We start from the raw sequence: 8,642 nt of genomic DNA, 5'->3' as shown, positions 1-8,642 counted from the left end.
TTATGGCGTAGCTGCCGTTATACGCACCGTGTGCATTGTTAGCAGATTTTTCCTTTACCGCCAGAAAACCGGCCATTGAAGCCTCGGCCCGCAATGCCCCCGAATGCCGGAACGCTGGTTATAATGCGCGGCCTTTTGTGTCAGGCAACATCAGACAGGTACTACAGTCAGGCGTCGTTTTTTTCAGGGCGTCGGCAGTAATTGTTCGATTTCACGGGTCAACGGGATACCTTTTGATCCAGGTAGCGGCGCAGGCCAGGCCGCTCAACCAGACTCGCCGAGGCCCTAACTGCGTGCCTGCGAGCCTGCTTTCACAATTTGTCAGGTGGTTTTATGGACAGCATCAACAGCCGCATCGCCGAGGAACTCGGTGTACGCCCACAACAGGTCGAAGCGGCCGTCGCGCTACTCGATGAAGGCTCTACCGTTCCCTTCATCGCCCGTTACCGGAAAGAAGTGACCGGCAGCCTCGATGACACCCAGTTGCGTCATCTGGAAGAGCGTCTGCGCTACCTGCGAGAACTCGACGAACGGCGCATCAGCATCCTCGCGAGCATCCAGGAGCAAGGCAAGCTGACGCCGCAACTGGAACGCGACATCAAACTCGCCGACACCAAGACCCGCCTCGAAGACTTGTACCTGCCGTACAAGCAGAAGCGCCGCACCAAGGGCCAGATCGCCCTGGAAGCCGGCCTCGGCGAATTGGCCGATGGCTTGTTCAACGACCCGACCCTGAGCCCGGAAACCGAAGCCGCACGTTTCATCGACGCGGAAAAAGGCGTGGCCGATGTGAAGGCGGCCCTCGAAGGCGCCAAATACATCCTGATGGAGCGCTTCGCCGAAGACGCCGGCCTGCTCGACAAGCTGCGCAACTACCTCAAGCAGGAAGCGACCCTCAGTGCCCGCGTGATCGCCGGCAAGGAAGAGGAAGGCGCCAAGTTCCGTGATTACTTCGAACACGACGAACCGCTGAAAAGCATGCCGTCGCACCGCGCCCTGGCGATTTTCCGAGGCCGCAACGAAGGCATCCTCAGCTCCGCACTGAAAGTCGGCGACGAACTGCCGGGCACCATGCACCCGTGCGAAGGCATGATCGGCCAGCAATTCGGCATCCAGAACCAGAACCGTGCCGCCGACAAATGGCTGGGCGAAGTGGTGCGCTGGACCTGGAAGGTCAAGCTCTACACCCATCTGGAAACCGACTTGCTGGGTGAGCTGCGCGACGGCGCGGAAACCGAAGCGATCAATGTGTTCGCACACAACCTGCACGACCTGCTGCTGTCGGCGCCGGCCGGCCCGCGCGCGACCCTGGGCCTCGACCCGGGCCTGCGTACCGGTTGCAAGGTGGCCGTCGTCGATTCCACCGGCAAGCTGCTCGATCACGCCACGGTTTACCCGCACGTGCCGCATAACAAGTGGGACCAGACCATCGCGATTCTCGCCGCCCTGTGCGCCAAGCATTCGGTGGATCTGATCGCCATCGGCAACGGCACTGCCAGCCGTGAGACCGACAAGCTCGCCGCCGAACTGATCAAAAAATACCCGGCGATGAAGATGACCAAAGTCATGGTCTCGGAGGCTGGTGCATCGGTTTACTCGGCTTCGGAACTGGCGTCCAAGGAATTCCCGGATCTGGATGTATCGATCCGTGGCGCGGTGTCGATTGCCCGTCGCTTGCAAGACCCGTTGGCGGAGCTGGTCAAGATCGATCCGAAATCCATCGGTGTCGGCCAGTACCAGCACGACGTGTCGCAACTGAAACTGGCGCGTGGCCTGGACGCCGTGGTCGAGGATTGCGTGAACGCCGTAGGCGTGGACGTGAACACTGCTTCCGTGGCGCTGCTGGCGCGCATCTCCGGCCTCAACGCGACCCTGGCGCAGAACATCGTCAGCCATCGTGACGAGCACGGCGCGTTCAAAACCCGCGCAGCCTTGAAGAAAGTCGCACGCCTGGGCGAGAAAACCTTTGAACAGGCCGCCGGCTTCCTGCGTGTCATGAACGGTGAAAACCCGCTGGACTCGTCGGCGGTGCACCCGGAAGCCTATCCGCTGGTCCAGCGCATTGCCGCTGAAACCGACCGCGACATCCGCTCGCTGATCGGCGACGCCGCGTTCCTCAAGCGCCTCGATCCGAAGAAGTACACCGACGAAACCTTCGGTTTGCCGACCGTGACCGACATCCTGCAAGAGCTTGAAAAACCTGGCCGCGACCCACGTCCAGAGTTCAAGACCGCCGAGTTCCAGGAAGGCGTCGAAGACCTCAAGGACTTGCAACTGGGGATGATCCTCGAGGGCGTGGTGACCAACGTGACCAACTTCGGCGCGTTCGTCGACATCGGTGTGCATCAGGACGGTTTGGTGCATATCTCGGCTCTTTCCGAGAAGTTCATCAAGGATCCACGCGAAGCGGTGAAAGCCGGTGACGTGGTGAAGGTCAAGGTCATGGAAGTCGACATCCCGCGTAAACGCGTAGGGCTGTCGATGCGCATGAGCGACACCCCGGGCGAGAAAATCGACGGTGCTCGTGGCGCACGTCCGGGCTCGGCCCCGCGTCAATCGCAGAACAGCGCGCCGCGCAAGGAAACCACGGCAGCGGCTCCGGCCAATAACGCCATGGCGTCGCTGTTCGCCAACGCCAAGCAGTTGAAGAAGCGTTGATGGAGATCCCTGCGGGGTATACCGAAAGCGCTTTTTTCAAGTTGCTGGGCTGTCGCTTGCACAGCCTGGAAACCGGGGTGGCGCAAGTCGCCCTGGGGCTTGCGCCAGAACTGCGCAATCGCGCCGGCAAGCTGCACGGTGGGGCTTTGTTCAGTCTGGTGGACATTGCCATGGGGCTGGCCTGTTCCAGCAGCCATGGCTTTGACCAGCAGAGCGCGACCATCGAGTGCAAGATCAACTACATCCGCGCCGTCGAAGGCGGCGAGGTGATGTGCACGGCGCGGGTGATACACCCGGGCCGCCGTACGCTGGTGGTCGAGGCCGATGTGATGCAAGGCGACAAATTGGTCGCAAAAGCGCAAGGCACGTTCGCTGTCCTGTAGCTAGATGTCATCGATTTGAGTTAATTTCGCGATTAGAAACCTGTGGGAGCGAGCCTGCTCGCGATGACGGTGGGACAGACGACATAAATGTTGACTGATCCGCCCTCATCGCGAGCAGGCTCGCTCCCACAGGGATTGCGCAGTGATTGACTGACCGGCATATGGCCTGAGCGGCTCCAAAACCAGGCGAAAACGCCAGTTTCAACTTCACCCTTGTAGACCGTCTTGCCCACCCCCATATTGGGGCGACTGACGCGTGAAGGAATCCAACTTGAGCGAACTTCTCAACCGCCGCCTGGCTCTGCTCGGCGAGCGCGCTAACCTCTCTCTGCTCGAACAGTGCCTTCACGGCATCGAACGTGAATGCCTGCGCGTGACCGGCGAAGGTCGCCTGGCGCAAACGCCGCACCCGGAAGAATTGGGTTCCGCGCTGACCAACGAACAAATCACCACCGACTATTCCGAGTCGCTGCTGGAGTTCATCACCCCGGCCCTGCCCGATCCTGCCGATACGCTGGCGAGCCTGGACAGCATTCACCGTTTTGCCTACAGCAAGCTCGGCAACGAGTACCTGTGGAGTCCATCGATGCCGTGCCCGTTGCCGGCCGAGGAAGACATCCCGATCGCTTATTACGGCACCTCCAACATCGGTCAGCTCAAGTACGTCTATCGCAAGGGCCTGGCCCTGCGTTACGGCAAGACCATGCAGTGCATCGCCGGGATTCACTACAACTTTTCCCTGCCCGAAAAGCTGTGGCCGCTGCTCAAACAGGCTGAAGGCTTTGTCGGCACCGACCGCGATTATCAGTCGTCGGCGTACATCGCACTGATCCGCAACTTCCGCCGCTACAGCTGGCTGCTGATGTACCTGTTCGGTGCCTCGCCGGCGCTGGATGCAGGTTTCCTGCGCGGTCGTTCGCACCAATTGGAACAGCTCGATCCGGATACCCTGTACCTGCCGTACGCCACCAGCCTGCGCATGAGTGACCTGGGCTACCAGAGCAACGCCCAGGCCGGCCTGACGCCGTGTTACAACGACCTGGTCAGTTACACAGACAGCCTGCGCAAAGCGGTGGCCACGCCTTACGCGCCTTACGTCGAAGTCGGCACGCACAAGGACGGTGAGTGGGTTCAGCTCAACACCAACATCCTGCAGATCGAAAACGAGTACTACTCCAACATTCGCCCCAAACGCGTGACCTACTCCGGCGAGCGGCCGATCCAGGCGCTGATGGCCCGTGGTATCCAGTACGTCGAGGTGCGTTGCCTGGACATCAACCCGTTCCTGCCGATGGGTATCGATATCACTGAATCGCGTTTCCTCGACGCCTTCCTGCTGTACTGCGCGCTGAACGACAGCCCGTTGCTGACCAATACCAGTTGCAGCAACGCGACTTCGAACTTCCTCAGTGTGGTCAAGGAAGGGCGCCGTCCGGGCCTGCAATTGCAACGCGACGGGCAACCGGTCGACCTCAAAGAGTGGGCAGGCCAATTGCTGGAAAGCATCGCGCCACTGGCGGCGCTGCTGGACCAGAGCCACGGCGGCGATGCTCACAGCAAGGCGCTGGATGCGCAGCTGGCCAAGGTCCAGGACCCAGCCTTGACGCCGTCCGCCCAGGTGCTGGCGGCAATGGCTGAACACAAGGAAAGCTTCGCTCAGTTCTCCCTGCGTCAGAGCCAGGCCCATGCGCAGTTTTTCCGCAGCGAGCCGTTGCCGGCCGAGCAACAGGCGAAGTTCGAAGAACTGGCTCGTGCGTCGCTGGCACAGCAGGTTGAGCTGGAGCAGAACGAAGTCGGCGATTTCGATGTGTTTGTCGGGTCGTATCAGGCGAGCATTCTGGCGATCAGTAACTGACAGCAATCCCTGTGGCGAGGAAGCTTGCTCCCGCTCGGCTGCGCAGCAGTCCAGACAACGCGTTGACCTGAGACAACGCGTTGGATGAATTTGGGAGTCCTTCGTCCTCCAGCGGGAGCAAGCTCCCTCGCCACAAAGGCTCTCTCGACCATCCGCCTTAGAACTATGATCGTTCCCACGCAGAGTGTGGGAACGATCAGGGTAGCTGCTTAGATTTTTCCGCTCATAAGCTCATTCGAAAAAGTTATTTATTTTCGGATTCTTAGATCATTTAGTCTCCTTTCACGCCGACTTTCGTCCGCCTGACAAGGAGCATCCTGATGAAACTGCACTTCCCTCTTCGCCTGCTGGCGGCCGCGTCATTGGCAGCAGTCAGTTTGTTTGCCCAGGCGGCCGACGTCACTGTTGCTTACCAGACCACCGTTGACCCGGCGAAAGTCGCCCAGGCTGACGGCGCTTACGAGAAAGCCACCAAGGCCGACATCAGCTGGCGCAAATTCGATAACGGTGCCGACATCATTGCTGCAATCGCCTCAGGCGACGTGCAAATCGGCTATCTCGGTTCCAGCCCGTTGACCGCGGCCATCACCCGTAAAGTCCCGGTGGAAACATTCCTCATCGCTACCCAGATCGGCGCTGCCGAAGCCCTGGTGGCCCGCGACGGCTCCGGGATCAAGACCCCGCAAGACCTGATCGGCAAGAAAATCGCCGTGCCGTTCGTTTCCACCGGCCACTACAGCCTGTTGGCGGCGCTCAAGCACTGGAACATCGACCCGTCGAAAGTCACCGTCCTCAACCTCGCCCCGCCAGCGATCATTGCCGCGTGGAAACGCGGTGACATCGATGCCACTTACGTTTGGGACCCGGCCCTGGGTGTCGCCAAGGAAAACGGCAAAGTGCTGATCACTTCCGGCGAACTGGCCAAGTTCGGTGCGCCGACTTTCGATGCCTGGATCGTGCGCAAGGACTTCGCCGAGAAGCACCCGCAAATCGTCACCGCGTTCGCCAAGGTGACCCTGGACGCCTACGCCGATTACCGCAAAGACCCGCAAGCCTGGCTCGCCAATCAGAGCAACGTCGACAAACTGGTGAAGCTCTCCGGCGCCAAGGCCAGCGACATTCCGCTGCTGCTGCAAGGCAACGTCTACCCATTGGCGGCCGATCAGGTGACCAGCCTCGGAGCGCCAACCACCAAGGCCATCACCGACACCGCCGTGTTCCTCAAGGAACAAGGCAAGGTCGAAGCCGTGCTGCCGGACTACGCGCCGTACGTCAGCGCCAAGTTCATCACCAACTGATCGGGAGTCGACGCGATGGCTTTGCTACAGCTGGAGCGCATCAGTGCACAGTACCCTGGCAGCCCTGCACCTGTGCTGGCGGATATTTCCTTGAGCCTGGGGCCGCAGCAATTGCTGGTCGCCCTCGGCCCGTCCGGCAGTGGCAAGACTTCGCTGTTGAACCTGATTGCCGGATTCGTCGCACCCAGCGCCGGGCGCATCACCCTCGATGGCGTGCCGGTAAAAGGCCCGAGCGCCGAACGTGGCGTGGTGTTCCAGGACGACGCCTTGCTGCCTTGGCAAGACGTGCTGGCCAATGTCGGCTTTGGCCTTGAGCTGGCGGGCGTCCCTCGGGACAAACGCGAAATCCGTGCCCGGGAAATGCTCGCGCTGGTGGATCTTTCAGGCTTCGAAAACCGCCGGATCTGGCAACTCTCCGGCGGCCAGAAACAGCGCGTCGGCCTGGCCCGCGCCCTCGCTGCCGACCCTCGCGTCTTGCTGATGGACGAACCTTTCGGCGCTCTCGACGCGTTCACCCGCGAGCAGATGCAGGAGCTGCTGCTGCAAGTCTGGCGGCGCACTGCCAAACCAGTATTCCTGATCACCCATGACATTGAAGAAGCGGTGTTCCTCGCCACGGATCTGATTCTGCTGGCGCCCAATCCCGGGCAAATCGTCGAACGCCTGAGCCTCGATTTCGGCCAGCGTTACGCCGCCGGTGAGTCGGCGCGCTCGATCAAGTCCGACCCGCGCTTTATCGAAACCCGCGAACACGTGCTCGCCAAAGTGTTCTCCCAACGCAGCGCCGTTCCACGGCAGGAGCACGCATGAGCAGCTATGAAATTCCCGCAGCGGCGGTCAAGACGAACACCACCGCAATCGTTGTGCGCCGCAGTTTGAGTACGCGCTGGATCAGTGTGCTGACGCTGGTCGCGCTGATTGTCATCTGGTGGGCCGTGACGGCGACCGGTTTGATCGAGCCGCTATTCCTGCCGTCTCCATCGGCCGTGCTGCAAAAAGGCTGGCTGCTGGCGACCAGCGGCTACATGGATTCAACCCTGTGGCAGCACTTGGGCGCGAGTCTCAGCCGCATCGGCCTGGGCCTGGGCTTCGCGGTGTTGACGGCTGTCCCGGTCGGCATTGCCATCGGCCACAATCGCATCGCTCGCGGCATTCTCGATCCGCTGATCGAGTTCTATCGCCCGATTCCACCGCTGGCCTATCTGCCGCTGATCGTGATCTGGTGCGGCATTGGCGAGTTGTCGAAAGTGCTGCTGATCTACCTGGCGATTTTCGCTCCGATCGCCATTGCCACCGCCACCGGTGTGCGCACGGTCGACCCGGCCAAGCTGCGTGCTGCGCAGTCTTTGGGCGCCACTCGCGCACAGTTGATTCGACATGTGATTTTGCCCAGTGCATTACCGGACATACTGACTGGCGTGCGCATCGGTTTGGGCGTGGGTTGGTCGACGCTGGTCGCCGCCGAGCTGATTGCCGCCACCAGCGGCCTGGGTTTCATGGTGCAGTCGGCCGCGCAGTTCCTGGTCACCGATGTGGTGGTGCTGGGGATTTTAGTGATCGCGCTGATCGCCTTCGCCATGGAAATGGGCTTGCGCAAGCTGCAACGCAAACTGGTGCCGTGGCACGGCCAGGCTCACTGATACGTTTTGATCGAACTGACTACGCCGACAGCCCCGGATTGAAGAGAACCACCATGAGCCACCTGACCATCGTCCCCCTCAGCTCTGCCCTCGGCGCACAGATCAGCGGCGTCGACATCAGCCAGCCGCTGAATCTGGAACAGCGTGATGCCATCGAACAAGCGCTGCTCAAGCATCAAGTGCTGTTCTTCCGCGACCAGCCAATCACCCCACAGCAGCAGGCGCGTTTCGCCGCCAATTTCGGCGACCTGCACATTCACCCGATCTACCCGAATGTGCCGGAGCAACCGCAAGTGCTGATCCTCGATACCGCCGTCACCGACGTGCGCGACAACGCGATCTGGCACACCGACGTGACCTTCCTGCCGACCCCGGCCATGGGCGCGGTGCTCAGCGCCAAGCTGTTGCCGGAGTTTGGTGGCGATACCTTGTGGGCCAGTGGAATCGCAGCGTATGAAGCGTTGTCGGCACCGTTCAAAACCTTGCTCGAAGGGCTGACCGCCACCCACGATTTCACCCGTTCGTTTCCGTTGGAGCGCTATGGCAACACGCCTGAAGCGCTGGCCCAATGGGAAGAAGCGCGGCGCAAGAATCCGCCGCTGTCGCACCCGGTAATCCGCACCCATCCGGTGAGCGGGCGCCGCTCGCTGTTCGTCAACGAAGGCTTCACTTCGAAGATCAACGAACTGTCGGAAACCGAGAGCGAGGCGATTCTGAAGTTCCTGTTCGCCCACGCAACACGGCCGGAATTCACCATTCGCTGGCGCTGGCAGAAAGACGACATCGCCTTCTGGGACAACCGCGTGAC

At 61.0% G+C, this 8,642-nt stretch carries 7 protein-coding genes; all 7 read left to right on the top strand.

The features are described from left to right. Positions 1-333: 333 nt before the first annotated feature. Entirely contained in the window at positions 334-2,658 is a 2,325-nt protein-coding gene (locus D8U18_RS25055) for a Tex family protein (RefSeq protein ID WP_130907198.1), read from the top strand. Beyond that, positions 2,658-3,041, top strand: a complete 384-nt coding sequence (locus D8U18_RS25050; protein WP_056852103.1) for a PaaI family thioesterase — start codon at positions 2,658-2,660, stop codon at positions 3,039-3,041. The genes D8U18_RS25055 and D8U18_RS25050 overlap by 1 nt, the downstream gene beginning before the upstream one ends. A gap of 271 nt (positions 3,042-3,312) precedes the next feature. Then, positions 3,313-4,896, top strand: coding sequence for a glutamate--cysteine ligase (gene gshA, locus D8U18_RS25040; protein ID WP_056852102.1), 1,584 nt, complete (start codon positions 3,313-3,315; stop codon positions 4,894-4,896). 320 nt (positions 4,897-5,216) lie between these two features. Further along, positions 5,217-6,194: a taurine ABC transporter substrate-binding protein gene (tauA, locus tag D8U18_RS25035; RefSeq protein WP_056852101.1), complete on the top strand. Its 978-nt coding sequence runs from the start codon at positions 5,217-5,219 to the stop codon at positions 6,192-6,194. A 15-nt stretch (positions 6,195-6,209) separates the two neighbouring features. Next, positions 6,210-7,004 (top strand): taurine ABC transporter ATP-binding subunit, encoded by a 795-nt coding sequence (tauB, locus tag D8U18_RS25030; protein ID WP_056852100.1) that lies wholly within the window; start codon positions 6,210-6,212, stop codon positions 7,002-7,004. Further along, complete coding sequence (gene tauC, locus D8U18_RS25025; protein WP_056852099.1) at positions 7,001-7,834, top strand: taurine ABC transporter permease TauC; 834 nt, start codon at positions 7,001-7,003, stop codon at positions 7,832-7,834. Before tauB ends, tauC begins: the two co-directional genes overlap by 4 nt. A 53-nt stretch (positions 7,835-7,887) precedes the next feature. After that, positions 7,888-8,642: taurine dioxygenase (tauD, locus tag D8U18_RS25020; RefSeq protein ID WP_131108800.1), on the top strand; the 755-nt coding region annotated here is incomplete at its 3' end.

The sequence above is a fragment of the Pseudomonas sp. Sample_10 genome (assembly GCF_004321495.1).
Taxonomy (GTDB): Bacteria; Pseudomonadota; Gammaproteobacteria; order Pseudomonadales; family Pseudomonadaceae; genus Aquipseudomonas.
Note: the sequence above shows the minus strand (reverse complement) of the source record. Positions and strands in the feature narration are given on the sequence as shown.

Coding starts and splice junctions, on each gene's coding strand:
- tauA (WP_056852101.1), top strand. CDS start 5,217: ATGAAACTGCACTTCCCTCTTCGCCTGCTGGCGGCCGCGTCATTGGCA.
- D8U18_RS25050 (WP_056852103.1), top strand. CDS start 2,658: ATGGAGATCCCTGCGGGGTATACCGAAAGCGCTTTTTTCAAGTTGCTG.
- tauB (WP_056852100.1), top strand. CDS start 6,210: ATGGCTTTGCTACAGCTGGAGCGCATCAGTGCACAGTACCCTGGCAGC.
- D8U18_RS25055 (WP_130907198.1), top strand. CDS start 334: ATGGACAGCATCAACAGCCGCATCGCCGAGGAACTCGGTGTACGCCCA.
- tauC (WP_056852099.1), top strand. CDS start 7,001: ATGAGCAGCTATGAAATTCCCGCAGCGGCGGTCAAGACGAACACCACC.